At 72.1% G+C, this 25,178-nt stretch carries 23 protein-coding genes; 2 read left to right on the top strand and 21 right to left on the bottom strand.

Annotated features, from left to right (window positions below; translation table 11 throughout):
• Positions 1-2 precede the first annotated feature (2 nt).
• From AB0E98_RS12435 to AB0E98_RS12425, 3 genes are all read right to left on the bottom strand, one after another.
• Positions 3-773 carry an SAM-dependent methyltransferase gene (locus tag AB0E98_RS12435; protein ID WP_361702114.1) on the bottom strand — a complete coding sequence of 257 codons (771 nt, stop codon included), beginning with the start codon at positions 771-773 and terminating at the stop codon, positions 3-5.
• 157 nt (positions 774-930) lie between these two features.
• Positions 931-1,197 carry a DUF397 domain-containing protein gene (locus AB0E98_RS12430; RefSeq protein WP_361701603.1) on the bottom strand — a complete coding sequence of 89 codons (267 nt, stop codon included), beginning with the start codon at positions 1,195-1,197 and terminating at the stop codon, positions 931-933.
• A 3-nt stretch (positions 1,198-1,200) separates the two neighbouring features.
• On the bottom strand, positions 1,201-2,067 hold the full coding sequence (locus AB0E98_RS12425; RefSeq protein WP_361701601.1) for a helix-turn-helix transcriptional regulator: 867 nt from the start codon (positions 2,065-2,067) through the stop codon (positions 1,201-1,203).
• 136 nt (positions 2,068-2,203) lie between these two features.
• Here AB0E98_RS12425 and AB0E98_RS12420 point away from each other — a divergent pair, with 136 nt between their 5' ends.
• A complete protein-coding gene (locus tag AB0E98_RS12420; RefSeq protein ID WP_361701599.1) occupies positions 2,204-2,665 on the top strand; it encodes an ATP-binding protein in 462 nt (153 codons plus the stop codon).
• 80 nt (positions 2,666-2,745) lie between these two features.
• Here AB0E98_RS12420 and AB0E98_RS12415 read toward each other — a convergent pair whose 3' ends face one another.
• Positions 2,746-3,537 carry an SGNH/GDSL hydrolase family protein gene (locus AB0E98_RS12415; RefSeq protein ID WP_361701598.1) on the bottom strand — a complete coding sequence of 264 codons (792 nt, stop codon included), beginning with the start codon at positions 3,535-3,537 and terminating at the stop codon, positions 2,746-2,748.
• Between the two features lie 142 nt (positions 3,538-3,679).
• On the opposite strand from AB0E98_RS12415, the gene AB0E98_RS12410 reads away from it, so the two are divergent.
• The gene (locus AB0E98_RS12410) at positions 3,680-4,471 is read left to right on the top strand and encodes a tyrosine-protein phosphatase (protein WP_361701597.1); all 792 of its coding nucleotides are present in this window, start codon (positions 3,680-3,682) and stop codon (positions 4,469-4,471) included.
• 20 nt (positions 4,472-4,491) lie between these two features.
• Here the strand turns inward: AB0E98_RS12410 and AB0E98_RS12405 are convergent, their stop codons facing one another.
• The 17 genes from AB0E98_RS12405 to AB0E98_RS12325 form a co-directional block, all read right to left on the bottom strand.
• Positions 4,492-5,889, bottom strand: a complete 1,398-nt coding sequence (locus tag AB0E98_RS12405; RefSeq protein ID WP_361701595.1) for an aspartate aminotransferase family protein — start codon at positions 5,887-5,889, stop codon at positions 4,492-4,494.
• Positions 5,886-7,814, bottom strand: coding sequence for a 1-deoxy-D-xylulose-5-phosphate synthase (gene dxs / locus AB0E98_RS12400; RefSeq protein WP_361701593.1), 1,929 nt, complete (start codon positions 7,812-7,814; stop codon positions 5,886-5,888). The genes AB0E98_RS12405 and dxs overlap by 4 nt, the downstream gene beginning before the upstream one ends.
• 68 nt (positions 7,815-7,882) lie before the next feature.
• Positions 7,883-9,049, bottom strand: coding sequence for a flavodoxin-dependent (E)-4-hydroxy-3-methylbut-2-enyl-diphosphate synthase (gene ispG / locus AB0E98_RS12395; protein WP_361701591.1), 1,167 nt, complete (start codon positions 9,047-9,049; stop codon positions 7,883-7,885).
• Between the two features lie 5 nt (positions 9,050-9,054).
• A complete protein-coding gene (gene hpnH, locus AB0E98_RS12390; protein ID WP_311609379.1) occupies positions 9,055-10,077 on the bottom strand; it encodes an adenosyl-hopene transferase HpnH in 1,023 nt (340 codons plus the stop codon).
• A 5-nt stretch (positions 10,078-10,082) separates the two neighbouring features.
• Positions 10,083-10,742 carry a 1-hydroxy-2-methyl-2-butenyl 4-diphosphate reductase gene (locus AB0E98_RS12385; RefSeq protein ID WP_361701588.1) on the bottom strand — a complete coding sequence of 220 codons (660 nt, stop codon included), beginning with the start codon at positions 10,740-10,742 and terminating at the stop codon, positions 10,083-10,085.
• Positions 10,742-12,760 (bottom strand): squalene--hopene cyclase, encoded by a 2,019-nt coding sequence (shc, locus tag AB0E98_RS12380; protein ID WP_361701586.1) that lies wholly within the window; start codon positions 12,758-12,760, stop codon positions 10,742-10,744. Before shc ends, AB0E98_RS12385 begins: the two co-directional genes overlap by 1 nt.
• A 134-nt stretch (positions 12,761-12,894) precedes the next feature.
• Positions 12,895-13,989, bottom strand: a complete 1,095-nt coding sequence (locus AB0E98_RS12375; protein ID WP_361702113.1) for a polyprenyl synthetase family protein — start codon at positions 13,987-13,989, stop codon at positions 12,895-12,897.
• A 44-nt stretch (positions 13,990-14,033) separates the two neighbouring features.
• Positions 14,034-15,494 (bottom strand): hydroxysqualene dehydroxylase HpnE, encoded by a 1,461-nt coding sequence (gene hpnE / locus AB0E98_RS12370; protein WP_361701584.1) that lies wholly within the window; start codon positions 15,492-15,494, stop codon positions 14,034-14,036.
• 130 nt (positions 15,495-15,624) lie between these two features.
• Entirely contained in the window at positions 15,625-16,563 is a 939-nt protein-coding gene (hpnD, locus tag AB0E98_RS12365; RefSeq protein WP_361701583.1) for a presqualene diphosphate synthase HpnD, read from the bottom strand.
• A gap of 8 nt (positions 16,564-16,571) precedes the next feature.
• Complete coding sequence (hpnC, locus tag AB0E98_RS12360; protein ID WP_361701581.1) at positions 16,572-17,471, bottom strand: squalene synthase HpnC; 900 nt, start codon at positions 17,469-17,471, stop codon at positions 16,572-16,574.
• A 405-nt stretch (positions 17,472-17,876) separates the two neighbouring features.
• Positions 17,877-18,665 (bottom strand): ABC transporter ATP-binding protein, encoded by a 789-nt coding sequence (locus AB0E98_RS12355; RefSeq protein WP_361701579.1) that lies wholly within the window; start codon positions 18,663-18,665, stop codon positions 17,877-17,879.
• A complete protein-coding gene (locus tag AB0E98_RS12350) occupies positions 18,658-19,593 on the bottom strand; it encodes an ABC transporter permease (protein WP_361701577.1) in 936 nt (311 codons plus the stop codon). Before AB0E98_RS12350 ends, AB0E98_RS12355 begins: the two co-directional genes overlap by 8 nt.
• A 91-nt stretch (positions 19,594-19,684) precedes the next feature.
• Entirely contained in the window at positions 19,685-20,566 is an 882-nt protein-coding gene (locus tag AB0E98_RS12345) for a glycosyltransferase family 2 protein (RefSeq protein WP_361702111.1), read from the bottom strand.
• Between the two features lie 11 nt (positions 20,567-20,577).
• Positions 20,578-21,357: a CDP-alcohol phosphatidyltransferase family protein gene (locus AB0E98_RS12340; protein WP_361701575.1), complete on the bottom strand. Its 780-nt coding sequence runs from the start codon at positions 21,355-21,357 to the stop codon at positions 20,578-20,580.
• Complete coding sequence (locus AB0E98_RS12335) at positions 21,335-22,396, bottom strand: iron-containing alcohol dehydrogenase family protein (RefSeq protein WP_361701573.1); 1,062 nt, start codon at positions 22,394-22,396, stop codon at positions 21,335-21,337. Before AB0E98_RS12335 ends, AB0E98_RS12340 begins: the two co-directional genes overlap by 23 nt.
• Positions 22,384-23,136, bottom strand: a complete 753-nt coding sequence (locus AB0E98_RS12330) for a phosphocholine cytidylyltransferase family protein (protein WP_361701571.1) — start codon at positions 23,134-23,136, stop codon at positions 22,384-22,386. The genes AB0E98_RS12335 and AB0E98_RS12330 overlap by 13 nt, the downstream gene beginning before the upstream one ends.
• Positions 23,133-24,971 (bottom strand): DUF5941 domain-containing protein, encoded by a 1,839-nt coding sequence (locus tag AB0E98_RS12325; protein WP_361702110.1) that lies wholly within the window; start codon positions 24,969-24,971, stop codon positions 23,133-23,135. The genes AB0E98_RS12330 and AB0E98_RS12325 overlap by 4 nt, the downstream gene beginning before the upstream one ends.
• Positions 24,972-25,178 lie beyond the last annotated feature (207 nt).

Below are 25,178 nucleotides of genomic sequence, written 5' to 3'. Positions count from 1 at the left end.
GGTCACTTGCGTCCCATGCCGCCGTAGAAGACGGTGTCGCTGAGCTCCTTGGGCCCGGGGACCGGTCCGTCCGGGCGCCACAGCGGCACCCGGACCAGGCCCGGGTCGAGGAGCTCGAAGTCGCCGAAGAGGGGCTCGACGGCGGCGCGGCCGCGCAGGTTGAGGGCGGCGGTGGCGTTCCTGTAGACGTCCAGCACGCCGTCCCGGGCGGCGGTGTCGGTGCGGCCCTCGGCGTAGCCCTCGTAGGGCTCCTCCGTGGCGTGGGACATCACCAGGAGACTGCCGGCGGGCAGGGCGTCGCCGAGGGTGGCGACGATGCCCGCCGGGTCCTCCTCGTCCTTGACGAAGTGGAGGACGGCGACGAGCAGCAGGGCCACCGGCCGGTCGAAGTCGATCAGCTCCCGGACGACCGGGTGCCCCAGGATCGTCTCCGGTTCCCGGACGTCGGCGAGGGCGAAGCCCGCGCCGCCCGCGCTGGTGAGCTTGGCCTCCGCGTGGGTGGCCACGATGGGGTCGTTGTCGACGTAGGCCACGCGGACGTCCGGGGCGGACTCGCGGGCCACCTCGTGGGTGTTGGGCGAGGTGGGGATGCCCGTGCCGATGTCGATGATCTGGCGGATGCCGCCGCGCACCGCCTCCCGTACGGCCCGGCGCAGGAAGGCGCGGTTGGCGCGGGCGGAGAGGCGGACCTGGGGGTGGGCCTCGATGACGCGTTCGGCGGCGGCCCGGTCGACCTCGTAGTTGTCCCAGCCGTCGAGGTAGTAGTCGTACATCCGGGCCGGGTGCGGCCTGCTGGTGTCGATCTCCTCGGCCGGTATGCCGACCGGTCCGTCCACGCCGTGCTCGATCACGCCCTGTTCCCTTCGGTACGTCTGTTCGGGTACGCCTGTGAGATCCGTCGCGGAGATCCGTCGCGCGGGCCGCGGCCGCCTATTCGGCCGCGTTGACGCCCGGCCCGGCCAGCAGGAAGTCGGCTTCGCCCGCCTTGGCGCCGCGGATGAAGGTCTCCATCTCGTGACGCGTGTAGATCAGTGCGGGGCCGCCGGGGTCGGTGGACTGGCGCAGGGCCACCCGGCCGTCGCACAAGCGCATGGCCTCGACGCAGCTGCCGCCGTTGCCGCCGCTCCACGGCTTGCTCCAGCCCTCGGTGCCGAGGTCGGTCGCGGGCATGCCGTTGTAGACGCGGTCCGGATCCATGGTTCAGATCTCCTTACGAATGCCACCGAGGATCGCCTTGGTGGTGTGTGCCGGCGCGGCTTGCGCGCACATCCGGTCCAGCGCCTCCAGGAAGGACGAGACATCGTCACGCTGGTCGAAGTACGAGGCTCCGACGAGGTTCTCGGCGTAGGCGATGTCCGGCAGCTCCTGGAGGGGGAACCGGAAGATGTGGAAGGGGCCGTACATCGCCGGGTGCGGCCCGGCGGCGAACGGCATCAGCTGGAGTCGTACGTTCGGCATGTCGGTGGCCTCGACGAGCCGGTCGACCTGGGCGCGCATCACGTCCGGCCCGCCGATGGGGCGGCGCAGCACCGTCTCGTCCATCACCACCCAGAGCAGCGGGGCCCCGTCCTTGGCGAGCAGGCCCTGCCGTTCCCGGCGGACGGTGACGGCGCGTTCGATGTCGGCGTCGCGGGCGTGCGGCATCCCGGCGCGGAGCACGGCCCGGGCGTACTCCTCGGTCTGCAACAGGCCGGGGATGTAGTGGGGTTCGTACGCGCGGATGAGATTGGCCTCTCCCTCCAGGCTCACGAACGCGCTGAACCACTCGGGGAGGACGTCCCGGAAGCGGTGCCACCAGCCGGGGCGGTTGGCCTCGCGGGTGAGGCAGAGGAAGCCCTCGACCTCGGCCGCGTCGAGCACCCCATAGACGTGGAGGAGCTTCTCCACATAGGGGATCTTCAGCCCGACCTCGGCCTTCTCCATTCTCCGGACGGTGGCGTGGGTGACGTCCAGGGCGCGGCCCGCCTCCTCGTAGGAGAGACCGGCCCGCTCCCTCAGGTGCGTAAGACGCTTGCCGAGCACGACCCTCAGGACCGTCGGGGCACCCGCCGGTCGCGAGTCCGCCACTGTCCACCCCCTCCAACTGCCGTCATATGCCAGCAGTGTGCCACGCGGCCTGTCGGCCCGACAGACTGTCCTTGCGATTCTGTAATTTGCAGATTGAACCTTGCCACAGCTGATACGTATCGCACATAGTTGCGGAGTGGTCCTCTCCCATGACGCACCATCGCTCAGGCTCTGCGGCGGCTCTCTCCTCGGCCATCTGCGGCAGGACGCCTTTCACTTCCCGGCCCTCAACACCTCGGTGGCGGAGGCGCGCCAACGGGTCCTCGCGCGACTGCGGGAGTGGGGAATAGACGAAGTGGCCTGCGAGGACGCCCAATTGGTGGTGTCGGAGCTGGTCACCAACGCGGTGCGGCACACGGACAGCGAGAAGGTCAGCTGCCAGCTGCGGGTGAGCGGCGTGGCGGTGCGTATAGAGGTCGCCGATCAGGGCGACGCCCCCACGGAGCCCCGGGCGCGCCGGAGCGGTACGGACGAGGAGAGCGGGCGCGGGCTGCTCCTGGTCGGCGCGCTGTCCCGGGAGTGGGGGGTCCGGCCCGACGACAGCGGCCACGGCCGAGTCGTCTGGGCCGACCTGCCGCACGGGCGGCACCCCCACTGACCCCCTGGTCCTACCCGACCCCCTGGTCCTACCCGACCCCCTGGTCCTACAGCGGCAACGGTCCCACTGCGGCAACAGGCCTACAGCGGCAGCAGGTCCGGGCGCTTGGGCTCCACGTTGTCACCCGAGGACTCACCGCGCAGCCGGCGGCCGATCCACGGCACCAGGTACTCGCGCGCCCAGTGGACGTTGTCCCGGCGCACATCGGCGGCGGAGCGCTGCTCCTCGTCCGGCCAGGCCTGGTCGGGGTCGGCCGGCACCTCGAAGCCCAGCACCTGGGCGGCCCGCAGCGCGACGCGCGTGTGCCCGTCGGCCGACAGGTGCAGCCGGTCGTCGCTCCAGGCCCGGCGGTCCTGGACCGAGCGCAGCGACCACAGGTCGAGGACCGGGCAGTCGTAGCGGTCGGCGATGGACCGGACATGGGCGGTGTACGTCGCGATCTTGCCCCGCAGATGGCGCAGGACCGGGACGCCACGGGTGTCGAAGCCGGTGCACAGCAGGACCGTGCCGACGGAGGAGCACAGCTCGGCGACGGCCGCCTCGTAGCGCTGGGCCACGTCGTCCGGGTCGCTGCCGGGGCGCAGGATGTCATTGCCGCCGGCGCAGAAGGAGACCAGGTCGGGGCCGAGTTCCTTGGCCCGGGGGACCTGCTCCTCGACGATCTGGTCCAGGAGCCGGCCGCGAACGGCGAGGTTCGCGTACCGGAAGGAGTGTTCTTCCTGCTGGTCGGAGAGGAGTACGGCCAGTCGGTCGGCCCAGCCGACGAAGGTGTCGCCGGGACCCGGGTCCCCGACGCCCTCGGTGAAGCTGTCCCCGACGGCTGCGTACGACCCGATCGCGCTCTTGCTGAATGAATTCGAATCGTCTGCCACGTCAGTGCATGATTCACCTTCCCAAGTGACCTACGCCACCGTAACCAGGGGTTGACGTGCCGTGATGTATCCCACCCCGGCAATGTCGCGTGACCCGGAATACGATCGGCGCCGACGACCGGAACACCCCCGAGGAGCGCACGTGACACAGACGCCGCCCGCCCCGCAGGCCGAGCCCGAGCTGGTGGGGGTCCGCAACTTCCGCGACCTGGGGGGACTGCCGGCCGCCGACGGACGGCACGTCCGGCCCGGCGTCCTGTTCCGCAGCGGGCACCTGGCCCACGCCACCGAGGCGGACGCGGCGTTCTTCGCCTCGCTGGGCCTGCACACCGTATTCGACTTCCGCAACGCCGCGGACATCGCGCTGGAGGGCCCGGACGTGGCCCTGCCCGGGGTACGGAACGTCAACCTTCCGCTGAGCGACCCGGCCGACGGCAGCGAGTTCTGGCGGATGGTGCGCGACGGCGACCTGGCCACGCTGCGGTCCGTGCTGGGCGAGGGCCGCGCGGCGGACCGGATGGCCGCCTCGTACCGCACGATCATCACGACGCGGACGGCCGAGCACGGGCGGGTCGTACGCGCCCTCGCCGAGGGCGACGTGCCCGCGCTGATGCACTGTGCCGCCGGCAAGGACCGGGCGGGGCTGTCCGTGGCGGTGACGCTGCTGGCGCTCGGGGTGCCGGCCGAGGCCATCGAGGCCGACTATCTGGAGTCCAACGCGCCGCACCGGCGGTACCGGGTGCGGCGCGACGCGGAGGTTTCTCCGGAGGTTTCGGAGTTGCTTTCTCCGCTGTTCGAGGCGCGGAGCTTCTATCTGGATGCGGCGTTCTCCGCGATCGGGGAGGTGTGGGGGTCCACGGAGCGGTATGTGTCCGAGGGGCTCGGGCTCTCCGCCGAGGGGCGGTCCTTGCTTCAGGAGCGTTTGCTGCGCTGAGGCCGGTGGGCACACCCGGTCTACCGGCCCGTCACAGCTTGTTTCACCAAGTTGCGGCCGAAGTCCCACATCAGGCTGCCGCCGTTGTGGGCTTCGTCCATCACCGCCGTGAACGCTTCCACGAAGCGGTCGACCTCGGGTTCGCCGATGATCAGTGGGGGGATCAGTTTGATCACCTCCAGCTGGTCCCCCGAGACCTGGGTGAGAATGCGGTGCTTCTGGAGCAGCGGCACCACGACCATCTGGGCGAAGAGACCCTTGCGGGCCGCCTGGAGCATCGTCCAGCGGCCGCGCAGGCCCAGCGACTTGGGTCTGCCGAACTCGATGCCGATCATCAGGCCGCGGCCGCGCACGTCGTGCAGCAGCTCGTACTTGCCGACCAGCGCCGCGAGGCGGGAGCGCAGCAGCTCGCCCGTGTCGCGGGCGTTGGCGACGATCCCCTCGTCCTCCAGCACCTCCAGCACCGCCAGCCCGGCGGCCATGGCCTGCGCGTTGGAGCCGAAGCTGGCCGAGTGGACGAGCACCCGGTCCATGGACGAGTAGACCTTCTTGAAGATCCAGTCCTTGCCCAGGGTCGCCCCGACCGGCACATAGCCGCCCGAGAGGGCCTTCGCCACGCACACCAGGTCGGGCTCCACCCCGCTCTCGTGCTGGTGGGCGAAGAACGCTCCCGTGCGGCCCACCCCGGTCTGCACCTCGTCCGCGATGAGGAGCGCCTTGTGGCGGTGCAGCAGCTCCTGCGCCGCCCGGAGGTAGCCGGGCGGCGTGAGGTGGACGCCCTTGCCCTGGACGGGCTCGACGATCAGGCCCGCCACGTCGCCGCGCCGCAGCTCCCGTTCCAGGGCGTCCAGGTCGCCGAGCGGGACCGGGGTGTCCGGGAGCAGGGGCGCGAAGCCGTCCCGGAAGCCGTCCTCACCGTTGACGGACAGGGAGCCGATGGTCAGGCCGTGGAAGGCGTGGGCGCAGTACAGCACGCGCGGTCTGCCCGTGGCGTACCGGGCGAACTTCAGGGCGGTCTCCACCGCCTCGGTGCCGCTGTTGCCGAAGAACACCCGGTCCAGGTGCGGGGTGTACGACAGCAGCCGCTCGGCGAGCAGGCCGGGCAGCGGTGGGCAGTCGAAGCGGGTGAGGTCGGCGAGCGAGGCGTCCAGGACGTCGTGGAGGGCCTTGCGGACCACGGGGTGGTGCCGGCCCAGGCCCATCACCCCGAAGCCGGAGAGCATGTCGAGGTAGTCGTGCCCCTCGGCGTCCCAGAAGTACGCGCCCTCCGCCCGCTCGTACACCTTGTCGAAGCCGATGGTGCGGAGCATGCGCGGCAGCTGGTGGTTGAGGTACCGGGCGTGCAGTTCGTACCGTTCGCCGCCGCGCTCGGCCAGCAGCCGGGCCAGGTCGAATCTCTCGGTGCCGTCGGCGGTCATGCCTCGCTCTTCTCCTTCTCCCTGTCCCTGTCCTTGTGCTGTTCCTCGGTCCTCACCAGGACGGCGCTGATCCGTCCGGCGATCTCGGCGGGGGTGAGCCCCACGTCCGCCAGGACCTCCGAGCGCTTGGCGTGGGCCAGGAACTGCTCGGGGATGCCGAAGGTCCGTACGGGCAGGTCGACGTCGGCGTCGCGGAGCGCCTGGGCCACGGCCCAGCCGACGCCTCCGGTGCGGCTGTTGTCCTCGACGACGGCGACCACGCGGTGGCGGGCGGCGAGCGCGGGCAGCGCCTCGTCGACGGGTTTGACCCAGCGCGGGTCGACGACGGTGCAGCTCGTGCCCCGGGAGCCCAGCAGGTCGGCCGCGTCCAGAGCCACCCGGGCCATGGCGCCGACCGCGACCAGCAGGACGTCCGCTTTCTCGGGGTCCGCCGGGCCCGTGAGCACGTCCATGCCGCCGATCCTGCCCACGGCCGGGAGGGCCTCGCCCACGTTCTCCTTCGGGAAACGGACGACGGTGGGGGCGTCGGCGACGGCGACGGCCTCGCGCAGCTGGGCCCGCAGCTGGCCGGCATCGCGCGGGGCGGCGATCCGCAGGCCGGGGACGACCTGGAGGACCGACATGTCCCACACGCCGTTGTGGGACGGCCCGTCGGTTCCGGTGACCCCGGCCCGGTCCAGGACGAACGTCACGCCGCACTTGTGCAGGGCGACGTCCATCAACACCTGGTCGAAGGCACGGTTGAGGAACGTGGCGTAGACGGCGAGGACCGGGTGGAGGCCGCCCGTGGCGAGCCCGGCCGCCGACACCGCGCCGTGCTGCTCGGCGATGCCGACGTCCCAGACCCGGTCCGGGTAGGCCGCCGCGAACTTGCTCAGGCCCACGGGGTGGAGCATCGCCGCCGTGATCGCGACGACGTCGGGCCGCTCGGCGCCGATCCTGACCATCTCGTCGCCGAAGACCGAAGTCCACGACGTGCCGGCCGAGGGGGCGAGGGGCTCGCAGGTCAGGGGGTTCATCACGCCGACCGTGTGGAAGCGGTCCGCCTCGTCCTCCAGGGCGGGCTGGTAGCCGCGCCCCTTCTCGGTGCGGCAGTGCACGAGGACGGGCCCGTGGAAGCGCTTGGCCCGGCGCAGCGCCGACTCGACGGCCGCGATGTCGTGGCCGTCTATCGGGCCGAGGTACTTCAGTCCCAGGTCCTCGAACATGCCCTGGGGGGCGAAGGCGTCCTTGAAGCCCTTCTTCGCCCCGTGGAGCGACTCGTAGAGCGGCTTGCCGAGCAGGGGCACGCTCTGGACGGCGTCCTTGCCCCAGGACAGCGCGCGTTCGTAGCCGTCGGTGGTGCGCAGGGTGGCCAGGTGGTCGGCGAGGCCGCCGATGGTGGGGGCGTAGGAGCGTTCGTTGTCGTTGACGACGATGATCAGCGGGCGGTCCTTGGCGGCCGCGATGTTGTTGAGGGCCTCCCAGGCCATGCCGCCTGTGAGGGCGCCGTCGCCGATGACGGCGACGACGTGGTTGTTCCAGCGGCCGAGGATCTGGTTGGCCTTGGCGAGACCGTCGGCCCAGCCGAGGACGGTCGAGGCGTGGCTGTTCTCGATGACGTCGTGCTCGGACTCCTCGCGCGAGGGGTAGCCGGACAGGCCGCCCTTGCCGCGCAGTTTGGAGAAGTCCTGGCGTCCGGTGAGCAGCTTGTGGACGTAGGACTGGTGCCCGGTGTCCCACAGGATGCGGTCCGAGGGCGAGTCGAAGGACCGGTGCAGGGCGATGGTCAGCTCGACCACGCCGAGGTTCGGCCCGAGGTGGCCGCCGGTCCTGGCCACGGCGTGGACCAGGAAATGGCGGATCTCCTCGGCGAGGTCGGTGAGCTCCTCGCCGTCAAGTTCCTTCAGGTCGCGCGGACCGCGGATGTTCTCCAGCAACGACACGCCGGCCCCCTCCTCCTGTCGTCGGCCCGGCGGTGCCGGGCGCGTTGATCGGACTCCGCCCGGATTCCTCAGAGGACGGTGACGGCCGGCGGCCCCGAGGGGGTGCCGTCCTTCTCCATCCGTTCGGCGAGCTTCATGGCCTCGTCGATGAGGGTCTCCACGATCTTCGACTCGGGGACGGTCTTGATGACCTCGCCCTTCACGAAGATCTGGCCCTTGCCGTTGCCGGACGCCACCCCCAGGTCGGCCTCGCGGGCCTCGCCGGGCCCGTTGACGACACAGCCCATCACCGCCACGCGCAGCGGCACCTCCATGCCGTCCAGGCCGGCCGTGACCTCGTCGGCCAGCTTGTAGACGTCGACCTGTGCCCGTCCGCAGGACGGACAGGAGACGATCTCCAGCCGGCGCTGCCGGAGGCCCAGGGACTCCAGGATCTGGATGCCGACCTTCACCTCCTCCGCGGGCGGGGCGGAGAGGGAGACCCGGATGGTGTCGCCGATGCCCTCGGAGAGCAGGGCACCGAAGGCGACGGCGGACTTGATGGTGCCCTGGAACGCCGGGCCGGCCTCGGTGACGCCCAGGTGCAGCGGGTAGTCGCACTGGGCGGCCAGCTGACGGTAGGCGTTGACCATCACGACGGGGTCGTTGTGCTTGACCGAGATCTTGATGTCGCGGAAGCCGTGCTCCTCGAAGAGCGACGCCTCCCACAGCGCCGACTCCACCAGGGCCTCCGGGGTGGCCTTGCCGTATTTGCCCAGCAGTCGCTTGTCCAGGGACCCGGCGTTGACGCCGATGCGGATCGGGGTGCCCGCGGCGGCGGCCGCCTTGGCGATCTCCTTGACCTTGTCGTCGAACTGCCGGATGTTCCCGGGGTTGACGCGCACCGCCGCGCACCCGGCGTCGATGGCGGCGAAGACGTACTTCGGCTGGAAGTGGATGTCGGCGATCACCGGGATCTGCGACTTCCTGGCGATGACCGGCAGCGCGTCCGCGTCGTCCTGCGAGGGGCAGGCGACGCGGACGATCTGGCAGCCCGCCGCCGTGAGCTCGGCGATCTGCTGCAATGTGGCGCCGACATCGGCCGTGACCGCCGTCGTCATCGACTGCACCGACACCGGGGCGTCCCCGCCCACCGGTACCCGGCCGACCTGGATGCGCCGTGCGGGACGGCGTGCCGCCAGGGGCCGGGCGGGTGGCACGGGCAGGCCGAGGGAGACCGGCTCCGTGGTGGCCATCGCGGTCAGCCCCGGTTTCCGGCGACGCTCTCGCGGGCCGCGCGCAGCGACTCCTTGAGCGAGCCCATGGTGGCGAGGACGGCGGTGGGCTCGTAGCCGCAGTGCGCCATGCAGTTGTCGCACCGGGGGTCCTTGCCGCGGCCGTACTTGTCCCAGTCGGTCTCCTCGATCAGCTCCCGGTAGGTGGGCACGTACCCGTCGCTCATCAGATAGCAGGGGCGCTGCCAGCCGAAGAGCGAGTAGTTGGGGATGGCCCACGCGGTGCAGGGGAAGTCGACCTTCCCCTCCAGGAAGTCGAGGAAGAGCGGACTGTGGTTGAGCCGCCAGCGGGAGCGGTTGCCCCCGGCGAACGCCTTCCTGAACAGCTCCCGGGTCTGCTCGACGCCCAGGAAGTGGTCCTGGTCGGGGGCCTTCTCGTAGGCGTAGGCCGGCGAGATCATCATCTCGTCGACCCGCAGCTCGTCATTGAGGAAGTTGAGCACCTCGATGATGGTCTGGGGGGTGTCGGTGTTGAAGAAGGTGGAGTTGGTGGTGACCCGGAAGCCCCGCCGCTTGGCCTCCTTGATCGCCTCCACCGCCTCGTCGAACACCCCCTCCTTGGCCACGGACTCGTCGTGGCGCTCGCGCAGTCCGTCGATGTGCACGGCGAAGGCGAAGTACGGCGAGGGGGTGAACTTCTCCATCTTCTTCCGCATGAGCAGGGCGTTGGTGCACAGGAAGACGTATTTCCGCCTGGCCACCAACTGGCGCACGATCTCGTGGATCTGAGGGTGCATCAGGGGCTCGCCGCCGGCGATGGACACCATCGGCGCCCCCGACTCCAGCACCGCGCCGACCGCCTGGGCCACGGGCATCCGCTGTTTGAGCACCCCCGCCGGATGCTGGATCTTCCCGCAGCCCTCGCACTTGAGGTTGCAGGCGTAGAGCGGCTCCAGCTCGACGATCAGCGGGAACTTCTCCCGACGGCGGAGCTTCTGTTCGAAGAGATAGGTCCCGACCCGGATGGTCTGGCGAAGCGGCATGGCCATCTGGCTCACCTCCTGGGGAGCAGCAAAGAACGGTGCCATTCGAAAAAGGCCGGCAGGACGGTGCGGAGCACGCGGAAAGCCGATATTCCACCCCGCAAGGTCCCGATTCGCACAAGTTCATGTTCGGGAGCGTCCACGACCACTCTTACGGCCGCAACGGGGCGGGCACCGGCCCGCACGGCGCTTCGGAGCGTGGCCGCGGACTCCATGTCCACCGCCAGCGCCCCGGCGGCGTGCAGCGCGCCCCGCTCCGCGCCCCGTACGACGTGGTCGGAGCCGACCAGCGGCCCGGTGTGGATGACGCGCCGGGGCGCCACCCGGGCGAGCTCCTTGGCCAGCAGCTCGACGCCGGCGCACTCGGTACGGCCCGCCCGGTCGCGGGTCTCGTCGGCGACGACCAGGTCGCCGGGGTGCATCCCCGGCGCCAGGCCGGCGCAGAAGCCGGTGGCGATCACCGCGGTCTCGAACCCGGGCCCGGCCGGGGCGCCGTCGGTGAGGGCCCGGGTCACGGCGCGTTCCGCGGCCTGCGGGCCCATGCCGGTGCGCAGGACGGTCACGGGTCCGGCCGCGCCGCCGAGGCCGCCGCGCAGGGCGAGGCGCTCGATGCCGAGCGCGCAGGCGATCAGCAGCGGTGCGGGGGCGGGGGTACCCGTGCCGGTGGACATCAGCCCTCCAGTGGCGTCTCGGCGAAGGGCTCGCCGTGCAGGTAGCGGCCGAGGGCGGTGAGGGGGAACACCTGGCGGTACAGGTGGTAGTTGATGGTGAAGTCCCAGGGGAAGCCCGTGCCGGTGAAGTGCGGCTCGTCCCAGGAGCCGTCCTCCCGCTGGGTGTCCGTCAGCCAGGTCACCCCGCGTTCCACGGCCTCGCCGTCCCGCTCCCCCGCCGCCAGCAGCGCCAGCAGCGCCCAGGCGGTCTGGGAGGCGGTGGAGGCGCCCCGGCCGATCCATTCGGGGTCCCGGTACGAGCGGAGGTCCTCGCCCCAGCCGCCGTCCGGGTTCTGCACCTCGCCCAGCCAGGCGACGGCCCGGCGGACGGCGGGGTGGGAGACGGGGATGCCGGAGGCCACCAGGGCGGGCACCACGGACCCGGTGCCGTAGACGTAGTTGACGCCCCAGCGGCCGAACCAGGCGCCGGACTCCTCCTGTTCGCCCAGCAGCCATTCGACGCCCCGGCGGGCGCGCGGGTCGTGCTGCTTGCCGAGGACCGCCAGCATCTCCACGACGTGGGCGGTGACATCGGCGGACGGCGGATCGATCACTTCGCCGAAGTCGCAGAACGGCAGCCGGTTGGGGAACGGGCTGGTGTTGTCGGCGTCGAAGGCGCCCCAGGCGCCGTTTCTCGACCGCATGCCCACCGCCCAGTTGGCGGCCCGCCGGACCGCCGTCTCCAGGCGTTCGGGGTCGGGGTGGCGGACCCGTTTGAGGGCGAGCACGACCTCGGCGGTGTCGTCGATGTCGGGGTAGACGTCGTTGTCGAACTCGAACGCCCAGCCGCCCGGGGTCAGGTGCGGCCGTTTGACGGTCCAGTCGCCGGGGCGCAGGATCTGCTCGTCCAGCATCCAGTCGGCGGCTTTGACCAGCGCCGGGTGGTCGGGGCTCAGGCCCGCGTCGGCGAGGGCGGTGGTGGCCAGGCAGGTGTCCCAGACCGGGGACTGGCAGGCCTCGATCATCCGGACGGGGGCGCCGTCCGCGTCCTCGTGCCAGACGGCGAAACGGTCCAGCGACTCCAGCCCGGCGCGCAGCACCGGGTGACGGAGGTCGTAGCCCAGCAGATGGAGGGCGATGACCGAGTAGACGGCGGGAGGCTGGATGCCGCCCCAGCAGCCGTCGTTCTCCTGGCGCTCGACGATCCAGCGGGCCGCCGAGCGCAGCGCGGCCCTGCGCAGCGGGGCGACGGGGAGGCGATGGTAGACGTGCAGCGCCTTGTCCAGGCGCTGGAAGAGGCCGTCCCAGCTGGTGGCGGGGGCGAGGGGGCGCGGCGGGTTCGGCCGGCGGGGGTCGGTGTGGAGCTCGTCGAGGGCGAACGGCGCGGGCCGGACGGGCCGCAGGGCGGAGACGATCGTCAGGGGGACGATGGTCTGCCGGGCCCACTGGCCGAAGTCGTAGAGGTTGAGGGGCACCCACTTCGGCAGGTACATGATCTCGGGCGGTAGCTCGGGCAGGTCCTCCCACCGCCACCAGCCGAAGAGGGCCAGCCAGACCCGGGTGAAGACGCGGGCGGCGGCGATGCCGCCCTGTTCGCGGACCCAGGCGGAGGCGGCGGCCATGTGTGGGGCCTCGGGGGCGTCCCCGGCGAGGCGGAGGGCGGTGTAGGCCTCGACGGTGGCGGAGAGCTCGGCGGGCCCGCCGTGGAAGGTGGCCCAGGTGCCGTCGGGGCGCTGTCGCGAGCGGATGAAGCGGGCGGCGGCCGCCGTGGTCCGCTCGTCGTCGATGCCCAGGAACCTGCGCAGCAGCAGGTCCTCGGCGTCCATGGTGACGTTGGTCTCCAGGTCGCCCTTCCACCAGCCCGCCGCGTCCTGGCGGGCCAGCAGGTGTTCCGTGGCGAGGGTGACGGCCCGCGCCGCGGCTTCACTCGTCTTCGGCGCTCCGGGTGACGCCGTGGCGGTCGCCGGAGCGGTGGTGCTGTGGCCGGCCTCGGCCTCGGGGAGCGGTGACTCCCCGGTGCCGTCGGTCGTCGCTGTCATGGTTTCCCCTAATGCAGTGAGTTCCTTCTCTGCCGTACTGCTGTGACTGCCGTACTTCGGGGGGTTCCGTCAGCCGGTGCCGCACACACAAGGCACCGGCCGGAGACCGCGGGGCTAGTTCGCGTTTATGGTGATCAACTCTTCCGTACGACGACGAAATCGGCGAGCGCGACGAGCTGCGCGCGGATCTCCGCGGGCATGTCGATGCCGTCGAGGGCCTCGACGGCGGTGGCGTGCTGGCGGCGGGCCTCCTGCTCGGTCCACTCGCGGCCGCCCGCCTCCTCGATCAGCGCCGCGCGGGAGGCGAACTCCTCCTCGTCGAAGTCGGCGAGCTGCGCGTCGGTGAGCCCCGCGTCGTCGGCGAGGATGCCGGCGAGCCGCTCGGAGGCGGGGCCGCCGGCCGCGAGGGCGGCGACCACGGGCAGGGACTTCTTGCGCTGCCGCAGGTCGCTCCAGGTCTGCTTGCCGGTGGCCTCCGGGTCGCCCCAGATGCCCAGCAGGTCGTCGACGGCCTGGAAGGCGAGGCCGAGGTGGTAGCCGTAGGCCTCCAGGGTGTCGGCCGTACGGTCGTCGGCGCCGCCGAGGACCGCGCCGATGGAGACCGCGCAGGCCAGCAGCGCGCCGGTCTTGTTGCCCTCCATCTCCAGGCACTCCGCGACGGTGACGCGCTCGCGGTGCTCGTAGGAGATGTCCTGGGCCTGGCCGTCGATGAGCTTGCGGGTGGCGGTGGTGAGCCGGCGGGTGGCCCGCCCGGCCTCGACCGTGCCGAGCTCCAGCAGGATCTCGTTGGCGAGCGCGAAGAGGGCGTCGCCGACGAGGATGGCCTGGGCCGGCCCGTAGGCCTTCCAGACGGTGTCGCGGTGGCGGCGCTGCTCGTCGCCGTCCATCAGGTCGTCGTGCAGCAACGAGAAGTTATGGACGAGCTCGACGGCCACCGCGCCGGGGATGCCGGTCTCGGCGGGGGCACCGGCGGCCTCGGCCGACAGCAGGGCGAGGGCGGGCCGGACGGCCTTGCCCGGGTCGCCGTGGGCGGGCTTGCCGTCGATGTCGATCCAGCCGAAGTGGTAGGCGGCGACGGTGTCCATGGGTGCAGCGAGCCTGTCCACGGCGGCACGCAGCACCGGAGTGGCAAGCGTCCGTCCGCGCTCCAGCAGGGCGCGCACGCCCGCGGTGTCGACAGCTGGGATCGCCGATGTCACGGTCTCTCCTCTGGTGGTGGTCGTGCTCATGCGCGTCCCGCTCGCGGGAACGCGCGCCTTGAGGGCTCGCTGGTTCATACCGCCGCCTCCCGCAGGGGGCTCCGGTGGAGCATGCCCAGCTCGGAGAGGGCCGCGCCGGCGGCGGCGAGGCCGCTGCGCACCGCGCCCTCCATGGTCGCGGGCCAGCCGGTGGCGGTCCACGCGCCGGCCAGGTAGAGGCCGGGCGTGTTCGTGGGGGCGTCGGGCCGGAGCCGGCCGACGCCGGGGGTGGGGGCGAAGGTCGCCGTCCGCTCGCGGGTGACGAAGAAGTCCTTCACCCGCGCCGTCCGGGCGGCCGGCAGCAGCCGGGCCAGCTCGGGGAGGTAGCGCTCGCGCAGCTCGGCGACCGGCCGGTCGATGTCGTCCCGCGCGGCGGACTGGGACACGGCCAGGTACTGCGCGGCCTTGTCCCGGGCGGCCAGCCCGGAGGAGTCGGTGCGGTCGAAGACCCACTGCACCGGGCTGCCGAGCGCCGTGAAGAAGGGCTGCCGCAGGACCTTGCGGTCGTAGACGACGTGGAGGTTGAGGATGGGCGCGGTGTCGATGCCGAGCAGCCGGTCGGGGTCGTCGAGGGCGCCCTCGGGCAGCAGCGCGTGGGTCTCGCGCTGGGGCACGGCGAGGACGACGGTGCCGGCCTCCAGCCGGTCGTCCTTGCCCGGACCGCTCTCGGTGTCGACGTGCCAGCCGCCGTCGGGGCGGCGGGCGATCCGGGTGGCGCGGGTGCGCAGCGCGACCCGGACGCCGGCGGCGTCCAGCGCGGCGCGGACCAGGCGATCGTGCAGCTCGCCGAGCGGCACATGGGCCCAGCCGATGTCGGCGGCGCCGGGGTCGGAGAGCAGGCCGGTCTTGAAGACCGTGGCCGCCAGGGCCAGCGAGGAGTGGTCGGCGGTGGCGTTGAGGGTGGCCACGCCCACCAGGTCCCACAGGGCCTCGACCGTCCGGGGCGACTGGCCGTGGCGGCGCAGCCAGGTGCCGAAGTCCACGCCGTCCAGAGCGGGGTCGTCCGGATCGAGGCCGCGCAGCGCCATGGCGGCCCGCCCGACCGCGGCCCGCTCGGCGAGCGAGAGGTGCGGGTAGGTGGCGAGGCTGGCGGCCAGATGGAGGGGTACGGGCAGGGCGGCGCGGCGCAGCCGGCCGAGGCGGGGCCTGCCCGAGGGGTGGCCGACGTCCAGGACGGGCACGTCGAGCCGGTCCTGGAGGGGGGCCAGGTGGGTGCCGCCGATCCGGTCGAGGAACCACCGGTAGGCGGTGCAGCAGCGCAGGTAGACGTGCTGGCCGTTGTCGACGGTCAGCTCGCCGCGGCGGAAGGAGAAGGCGAGCCCGCCGAGGCGGGGCCGGCCCTCCAGCAGGGTGACGCGGAGCCCGGCGGCGGCGAGTTCGAGGGCCGCCGTGACACCGGCGAGTCCGCCCCCGATCACTACCGCGGCCGCCCCGTCGGGGCGGCCTGCTTGGTCCGTGCGGAGCCGGTCGGGCCGGGTTGTCGTTCGTTCTGTCATGCGCCCATCCCCTCGGCTGCTGTCAGGGACGCGTCCACCGGGCGGAGGGTTGCGCACCGGTTTCCGGTGCGGTGGAGCGTCTCGCCGGGCGTACGGCCGGTGCGGGTCGTCATGGTGCGGGCGGGGGTCATCAAACGCGCCCCCTGGCGGTCTGCCGGTGGACGCTGCGGGCGTCGTAGCCGGAGAGTCCGCGCACGGCGACGAGGGCCTTCTCGTGGCCCGGCAGCGAGACGCGGCCGCGCAGCACCGCCGTGGGCTCCTCGGCGATGCGGTCCAGCAGCCGGCGGTAGATGCCGGACATGGCCGCGACGCAGGCGCCGCTGCGCCGGTCGAGCATGGGCAGCAGCTTCATGCCCTCGGCGAACAGCGCGCGGGCGCGCCGGACCTCGTAGTGGACCAGGCCGGTGAAGTCCGCGCCGGCCGGGGGCAGGGCGGAGTGGAATCCGGCCGAGCAGCCGAACTTGGCGAGGTCGTCGGAGGGCAGGTAGGTGCGGCCGTTGGCCGCGTCCTCGCGGACGTCGCGGAGGATGTTGGTGAGCTGGAGCGCCAGGCCCAGCGTGTCGGCGTACTCCGGGGCGCGCGCGGCGTCCCGTGCGCCGGGCACGGTGCCGAAGACGCCCAGGGAGAGCCGTCCGATGGCGCCGGCGACACAGCGGCAGTAGCGGGCGAGGTCGTCCCAGGTCTCGTAGGTCTCGCCGCGGACGTCCATCTGGACGCCGTCGATGAGCTCGTCGAGGCCGCCGAGGGGGATGGGGAAGCGACGCACGGCATGGGCGAGCGCGACGGCCACCGGGTCGGTGTCGTCCTCCTCGATGTCGCCCGTCCGGATCCGGTCGAGCGTGGTGCGGGCGTCCTCCAGCCGCAGCCGCTTGGACTCGGGGTCCAGGGGGCCGTCCCCGATGTCGTCGACGCGCCGGGAGAAGGCGTACAGCGCCGACATGGCCCGCCTCTTGGCGGTGGGCAGCAGCCTGATCCCATAGCTGAAGTTGCCGGCCTGCTGTCCTGTGACGGCTTCGCAGTAGCTGTACGCGGCGAGTACCGGCGGCGACGCTTGTGGCGTTGCATTCACGTTCCGGCTCACCCCTCTCTTCGCAGTGTCGCCCCCACCTCGCGCAGCAGGCTGAGCTTGGTGGGCTTGGGCGGTCCGGGGAGAACGTCGTGTCCCGCGGCGGTGACCGCGGCGAGTGCGGCCCTCCCTCCGCCCACGAATCCCGCGAGCAACAGCTTCAGCCTGCCGTGGACGCTACCCACCAGGGGGGTGCCTTCATTCAGCAGGCGCCGGGCGCGTTCCGCCTCGTACGCGACCAGGGCGCGCACCGACGCGCCAGCGGTCGGGAGGGCGAGATCGGCCTCCGTGACGCGGAAACGCGCCATGTCCTCGGCGGGCAGGTAGACGCGGTCGCGCCGGAGGTCCTCGGCGACGTCCTGTAGGTGTTCGACGATCTGCAGGGCGGTGCAGACCGCGTCCGAGCGGCGGACCCGCTCGGGGCTGGTGGTGCCGGTGATGCCCAGGACGAGGCGGCCGACGGGGTTCGCGGACAGCTCGCAGTAGGCGAGCAGGTCGGCGTAGGTCCCGTAGCGGCGCACCCGCTGGTCCTGGCGGTTCGCCTCGATCAGCCCCAGGAAGGGCTCGGGCGTCAGACCGCACCGGCGGACGGTCGGACGCAGGCGGAGCAGCAGCGGGTGGCGCGGGCCCGTGCCGGTGGTGTCGAAGACCCGGCGGAGGTCGGCCTCGAAGGCGTCCAGCATGGCCGGGCGGTCGTCCGTCCGCTCACGGTCCAGGCCGAGCAGCTCGGCGTCGCGGCCGCCGGGGGCGAGGTCGCCGTCGCCGATGTCGTCGACGAGGCGGGCGTAGCCGTAGATCGCCATGAGATCCGTACGCCAGGCGCGTGGCACGAAGAAGGGCGCCACGGGGAAGTTCTCGTGCGCGGCCTTGTCGAGCACGGCGCGCGCGTGCGCGTCCGTCCCCGCGGTCATCGCGGGCTGCCCGGACCGGGGACGGCGTACGCGTCTCTGATCTGGAGAGTTCCCGTAACCATTGCCGTCACATCTCCCGTTCTACACTGCCGACCCAGAACATCCTATTTCGGACACGCCGCAGGGCGGGCCGCGCCCCTGGCCTCCCTTCCGGGCCGCTCCGTCGCGGCTCCGGCGGTGGGGCCGTCCGCGTGCATCGCCACGCCCCGCCCCAAAACAGCCGCAAAAGAGCAGGCTACAGCGTACGCCGCACAGGTGTCCGACGCTCGCCGGGGTATGTGCTTGATCCATACCATGCCACGCGAGCGCCCAATCGGCCCTGACAATAAGCCAGTTGATCGTTACGGAACGGTCAAGGCCCCCGCCGCGAGCGCACCGGCGGGGGCCTTGGACGTCACGTCCGTGTCAGCGGGCCGTTTCCTTCTCATAGGCCCGGACGACCTCGTCCGTCGGCCCGTCCATCAGCAGTTCCCCGCGCTCCAGCCACAGCACCCGGTCACAGGTGTCCCGGATGGACTTGTTGTTGTGGCTGACCAGGAAGACCGTGCCGGCCTCCTTGCGGAGCTCACGGATGCGTTCCTCGGAGCGCTTCTGGAAGGCCCGGTCACCCGTGGCCAGCGCCTCGTCGATCATCAGCACGTCGTGGTCCTTGGCGGCCGCGATGGAGAACCGCAGCCGGGCCGCCATGCCGGACGAGTACGTGCGCATCGGCAGGGTGATGAAGTCGCCCTTCTCGTTGATCCCCGAGAAGTCGACGATGCCCTGGTAGCGCTCGCGGATCTGCTCCCGGGACATCCCCATGGCCAGCCCGCCGAGCATCACGTTCTTCTCGCCGGTGAGGTCGTTCATCAGGGCGGCGTTGACGCCCAGCAGCGAGGGCTGGCCGTCGGTGTAGACCTTGCCGCGCTCGGTGGGCAGCAGCCCGGCGATCGCCTTGAGCAGGGTCGACTTGCCCGAGCCGTTGGAGCCGATCAGGCCGATGGCCTGGCCCCGGTAGGCGGTGAAGCTCACACCCTTGACGGCGTGCACCTCCCGCACGCCGGCGCTCGGCTGCCGGCGGACGATCCGGTTCAGGGCGGCCGTGGCACTGCCCCGGCCGGTGTTGCCGCCGTAGACGCGGTAGACGATATGGACGTCGTCCGCGATCACGGTCGGGACGTTCTCGGAACCCTTGGGGGTGATCTGCTCAGCCACGGCCGTACTTCTCCTCGGACTTCCAGAAGTAGACGAAGCCGCCGACGCCGATCAGCACGGCCCAGCCGACCGCCAGCGCCCACACGTGCGGCGGCAGGTGCTTCGCCCCGTAGTCGTCGATGAGCGCGTAGCGCATCAGGTCGATGTAGACGGCCGCCGGGTTGGCCCCCAGCAGATCGATCACCCACTGGGACACGTGGGTCCGCTTGAGGTTGTCGACCAGGCTGTACATGACACCCGAGGCGTACATCCAGGTGCGCAGCAGGAACGGCAGCAGCTGGGCCAGGTCGGGGGTCTTGCTGCCCGCGCGGGCCAGGATCAGCGCCAGTCCGGTGTTGAAGAGGAACTGGAACGCCAGCACCGGGACGATCATCAGCCATGCCATCGACGGCATGTGCCCGCAGGCCACCAGGACGACGGCCAGCACGACCATCGAGTAGAGCAGCTGCTGGAGCTGCTGGAGCGCGAAGGAGATCGGCAGGGCCGCCCGGGGGAAGTGGAGGGCCCGCACCAGGCCCAGGTTGCCCGCGATCGCCCGGACGCCCGCCATCGCCGAGCTCTGGGTGAAGGTGAAGACGAACACACCGGTCACCAGGAACGGGACGTAGGTGTTCGTCGCCATCGCGCGCTTCTGGTCCATCATCACGCCGAAGATGAAGTAGTACACGACGGCGTTCAGCAGGGGCGTGGCCACCTGCCAGACCTGGCCCAGCTTGGCCTGGCTGTACTGAGCGGTCAGCTTCGCCCGGGAGAAGGCGGCGATGAAGTGGCGCCGCTCCCACAGCTGCCGCGTGTACTCGGCCAGGGAAGGCCGGGCGCCGCTCACCGCGAGGCCGTACTTACGGGCCAGCTCGGCGGCGGGCAGTCCGTCGTCGGGTGACGACGGCACAGTCAGGGCGACCGCACTGTCGTGCGTTGTCTCGCTCACAGTTGACACTTTCGTCCTCAAGGCGCGCCCCCAGGGCCAGGCCCCGGTGCGCGCCCGATGCTCTTCGACACGACTCTCGGATACGAGCTTGTCAGATCACGGGCGGACGACCCAGTCGGGTCAGGCGCCACACGGTACGCCACTTCATCGGGCGCCGTGGGCCGCACGGGGTCGTCCAGCCCTCCCGGAAGCCGCCCAGCCACGCGCGCAGCGCGGGCAGGGAGGGCCGCCGGGCCAGGGTCAGCAGCAGCCAGACCCCGACGTAGACGGGGACCAGCGGCGCGGGCAGATTGCGGCGGGCCAGCCAGACCCGGTTACGGGCCACCATACGGTGGTAGACGGCATGGCGGCTCGGGGCGGTCGTCGGGTGGTGGAGCACCATGTCCGACCGGTAGTCGATCATCCAGCCCGCGTCCAGGGCCCGCCAGGCCAGGTCGGTCTCCTCATGGGCGTAGAAGAACTCGTCCGGCAGCCCGCCCACCTCGGCGAAGACCCGGGTGCGGGCCGCGTTGGCGCCACCGAGGAAGGTGGTCACGCGCGAGGAACGCATCGGGTCGGACGCCCGCAGCCGGGGCACATGACGGCGCTGGGTGACGCCGGTGTCCGGGTCGGCGATCCGGAAGCTGATGATGCCCAGCTCCGGGTCGGCGGCGAACGCCTCCCGGCACAGCTTCGCCGTGTCCTGGTTCGGCAGGTGCCCGTCGTCGTCGAGGAAGAGCAGGACGTCGACGTCCCGGCCGGCCGGACCGAAGGCCTCGATGCCGACGTTGCGGCCGGCCGGGATGCCCACGTTCTCGGGCAGCTCGACGGTGCGCACGGCGAGGCCGGGCACGGACAGCTCGGGCAGCGGGGAGCCGTTGCCGACGACGACGACCTCGATGGGGTCGCCGGTCTGCTTGGCGACCGACTCCAGCAGGGCGCGCAGCTCGTCGGGGCGGTTGCCCATGGTCAGGACGACCGCGCCGACCTTCATCGTGTTCTCGCTCACTTCAGCCTGCTCGACGCCAGGATGGACACGAGGTGGAGCACCGTCTGGAGCAGCGCGATGCCGGCCAGGACGGCCGTGCCGAGGCGGGTGAAGAACAGGTCGCCCCGGGCCGCGTCCACGATCGCCAGGAGGAGGATCAGCAAGGACGCCTCGATGCCGAGGATCAGCCGGTGGAACTTCAGCGCCGCGGCGGCCTTGCGGGCCAGCGCCATGCCGGACGAGCGCGGCTCGGACGCGGCCTCCTTGACCGGCGGCAGCCCGGCCTGGTGGCGGGCGACGCCGACGAGGTCGGTCTCGGCCTTGATCAGGACGGCGCCGAGCGCGGCGAGCGTGCCCAGGAAGGCCCACAGCCAGTCGATCCGGCCGCTCCCCCACAGGTCGGCGGCGCGCAGGCCCAGGCCGACCAGGACCGCGGCGTCGCACAGATAGGCGCCGACCCGGTCCAGGTACACCCCGGAGTTCGAGTACTGCTTCTTCCAGCGGGCGATCTCGCCGTCGACGCAGTCCAGCAGCAGATAGAGCTGGACCATGACCACACCGAGGACGGCGCCCCAGATCCCCGGCACCAGCAGGGCCGGGGCCGCGAGGACGCCCGCCACGGTCATCAGGTAGGTGAGCTGGTTGGGCGTGACCCTGGTGTTCACCAGGTAGCGGTCGCAGCGCAGCGAGATCTCTCGCATATAGAGGCGGCCTGCCCAGTGCTCACCGCTGCGCCGGTCCTTCACACCCGCGGGGTGGACGACCGGGCGGAGTTCAGCGACTGATGGTTTGTGCATAGTCGGCGTACGCGTCCCTGATCTGATCGGTGGAGAGGTCGAGGTGCTCCAGGATGGTGTATCTCCCGGGGCGGGTCTGCGGCGCGTACTCCACGACCGAGACGAACTCGTCGTCGGTGAAGCCGATGTCGCCCGGCAGCACGGGCAGACCGTGGCGGCGCAGTACCTCGACCATGAGCGCGGATTCCTCGTGGGCACCGCGCAGGTGCATCGCGAAGGCTGCCCCGAGGCCGCACTGCTCGCCGTGGCTGGCGGCGCGCCTGGGGAAGAGGAGGTCGAAGGCGTGGTTGATCTCGTGACAGGCGCCGGAGGCCGGCCGGCTGTCGCCCGCGACGGACATCGAGATGCCGGTGAGCACCAGGCCCTCGGCGAGCACCTGGAGGAAGGCGTCGTCGCCGACGCCGCCGGGGTGGCGCAGCACGGCCTCTCCGGCCTGCCGGGCCATGGCCGCGGCCAGTCCGTCGATGCTCTCGCCGCGCTCGCGGTGGGCGAGCTCCCAGTCGGCGACGGCGGAGATGTTGGAGATCGCGTCGCCGATACCGGAGCGGACGTAGCGGGACGGGGCCTCGCGGATGATGTCCAGGTCGATGACGACGGCGATCGGGTTGGGCACGCCGTAGGAGCCGCGGCCCGCGTCGTTGTCGAGCGTGGCGACCGGCGAGCAGAGCCCGTCGTGCGAGAGGTTCGTGGCCACGGCGACCAGCGGAAGCCCTATGCGGGCGGCCGCGTACTTGGCGCAGTCGATGATCTTTCCGCCGCCGAGGCCCACGACCGCGTCGTAGCGCCCCTTCTTCATGCGGTCGCCGAGCCGGACGGCGTCGTCGAGGGTGCCGCCGCCCACCTCGTACCAGGAGGCGCCGGGCAGCGCCGGGGCGAGCCGCTCGCGCAGCTGCGCCCCGGAGCCGCCGCTGATGGCGACGGCCAGCTTGCCGGAGCTGGAGATCCGCTGGTCGTGGAGGAGCCCGGCCAGGTTGTCCAGCGCTCCGGGGCGGATGTCGACGACGACCGGCGAGGGGATGAGCCTCGTCAGTACTGGCACGCGATCTCCCGGCCCTTGGCGAGGTCGTCGTGGTTGTCGATCTCGACCCACTTCACTTCGCCGATGGGGGCCGTGTCGATCTTGAAGCCGCGGTGGACGAGCTCCTGGTAGCCGTCCTCGTAGTACAGGTCGGGGTCGCGCTCGAAGGTGGCCTTCAGGGCGTCGGCCAGCTCGGCGGCGGCCTCGGCCTCGATGAGGGTGACGCCGATGTACTCGCCGGTGGCGTCGCCGGGCTCCATCAGCTTGGTGATCTTCTGGACGCCCTTGCCGGCGTCCACGACGACCTTCATCTCCTCGTCGGCGAGGTTCTTCACCGTATCGAGGGCGAGGATGATCCTCTTGCCGTCGCCGCGCGCGGCGAGCAGGGTCTTCTCGACGGAGACGGGGTGGACGGTGTCGCCGTTGGCGAGGATCACACCGCGGCCGAGCACGTCACGGGCGCACCACAGGGAGTAGGCGTTGTTCCACTCCTCGGCCTTGTCGTTGTCGATCAGGGTGAGCGTGACGCCGTACTTGGCCTCCAGCTCCTCCTTGCGCGCGTACACGGCCTCCTTGCGGTAGCCGACGACGACGGCGACCTCGGTCAGGCCGACCTCGGCGAAGTTGCCGAGGGTCAGGTCGAGGACCGTCAGCGAGTCCTCCGCGCCTTCGGGACCCACCGGCACCAGAGCCTTGGGCAGCGTGTCGGTGTAGGGGCGCAGACGCCGTCCGGCGCCGGCGGCCAGCACGAGGCCGATCATGCGGGTTCTCCTGTTTCGTCGTGGACTGCGGGCGCCCCGGAGGACACCCAGAACCGGATGCTCTCGCTGAGCACCACGAGCGCGATGGCGGCCGCCAGGACCGTCAGCGCGATGGTGAAGCCTCGGCCGTGCCACAGGGAGGCGGCGGCGGTGACCGCCAGCACACGTCCCTCGTGCCCGCCGATGGCCCGGACGAGCCAGTGCGGGGGCGCGCCGGTGCCGCCGCGGATGCGGTACACCGTGTCGTAGTGATGGTAGGCGACCGCGGCGACCAGCCCGAAAGCCGCGGGCAGGGCGCCGGGGGCGTCCGAGCGGGCGGCGAGCAGCAGGACGATCCCGTACTCGGTCGCCCGGAAGACGGGCGGCAGCAGCCAGTCGAGCGGGCCCTTGAGGGCGTGCGCCACGGCGACGCCCGCGAGCAGCGCGTAGACCACGGCGGGCGGCAGGCCCCGCCAGGTGCCCAGGTTCCCGGCGGCCAGCGGCCAGACGAACAGGGCCGCGGCGGCGAGCAGCGCCCAGTAGGGCGCGCTGTACGACCCGCCGGGCACCCGCCGGCCGAGGACGCGGCTCACGGCCTCGGCCACCGGGCCGGAGTCCACGAGGTCGGCCAGGGCCTGGGCGGCGCGGTCGGTCCTGCGGGCCTTGCGGGTCAGCGAGCGCAGCACCCGGCCGGCGGTGGTGTAGCAGGCGGCGAAGGCGCAGCCGATCAGCAGCACGACGAAGACCACACGGGGTGTGGTGAACGCCGTGAGCAGCGCTATCAGCGCCCAGCGCTCACCGATCGGCAGGATGATCATGCGCCGGGCCCAGACGGTCCAGCCGACGCTGTCGAGCCTGCCGGAGAGGGCGGCGGTGGGGCTGGTGTTGGCGGTGGCGTCGTGGTTGGCCTCGTTGAAGGCGAAGTCGACGACGTGCCGGCAGGTCTGGAGGACCATGGCGCCGAGCGCGAGGGCCCAGACGTCATCGCCGCCACGGGCGGCGCCCAGCGCCAGGCCCGCGTAGTAGGCGTACTCCTTGGCCCGGTCGAAGGTCGCGTCGAGCCAGGCGCCGAGCGTCGAGTACTGGAGCGAGTACCGGGCGAGCTGCCCGTCGGTGCAGTCCAGGACGAACGAGGCGATCAGCAGCACGCCCGCCGCGACGAACCCGGGCCGGGTGCCGGTGGCCGCGCAGCCGGCCGCGATCAGCGCGGTCAGCAGGGAGGCGGTCGTCACCTGATTGGGGGTGAGGCCGCGGCGGGCGCACCAGCGCGCGATGTACCGGGAGTACGGGCTGACGCAGAAGGTGGTGAAGAACCCGTCGCGGGACTTCACGGCGGCGCGCAGCCGTACGGCCTCGTCGTCGACGGCGTCGGTCTCGGCGAGCGTCTTGGCCCGGGCGTCCGCGTCATCGGGCACGGCGGCGACGAGCACGCCGAGCTCGGGGCGGTGCACGGTGACGCCTTCGGCTTCGAGCCGGGCGGCGAGGGCGTCGGGCAGGCTGCCGCCGGCCGGCCGCGCCGGGCTCTCGGCGGCGGGCGCGGCCGGTGCCTGTCCCGTGATCGTCGGTTCGGTCAGCGCCAGCGCCAGCGCGCTGCGCGCTTCCGGCTGTGCCGTCAGGGCGCCGGGGACGGCGCCCGCCGGGAAGCGGGGGTCGGTGAGGGCCAGCCGCAGTGCGTGCCGGTGGCCGACGAAGCGGGGGTCGACGACGGCGACCCGCTCGGCGGCCGGGACCGCGGCGAGCTCCTCGGCCGCGCCGGCGGCACCCGTCGTGGTGCGCACGTCGAAGCCGAGCGCCCGCAGGTCGTCCTCCAGCGAGGAGCCGGCGGGCGGCGGACCGATGAGGATGGCGGTCGACAGACGAACTCACTCCTTGCGGCTGGCGTGGCCGCCATGCGGCCGCGGGACGCGGCGGGCGGCTGGCGTGCCGCGCCGGGCCCGGCTCTGCGGGGCGGCGCACGGCACGACGGCAGAGGCTATCGGATCACCGGAAGGCCGAGTTCACCGCACGTGCACCCGGGCGTTCCCGGCCCGGGCGAAGGCCCGGGAACCGGCCCCTATCAGGAC

The sequence above is a fragment of the Streptomyces sp. NPDC037389 genome (genome assembly GCF_040636475.1).
Lineage (GTDB): Bacteria > Actinomycetota > Actinomycetes > Streptomycetales > Streptomycetaceae > Streptomyces > Streptomyces hesseae.
Note: the sequence above shows the minus strand (reverse complement) of the source record. Positions and strands in the feature narration are given on the sequence as shown.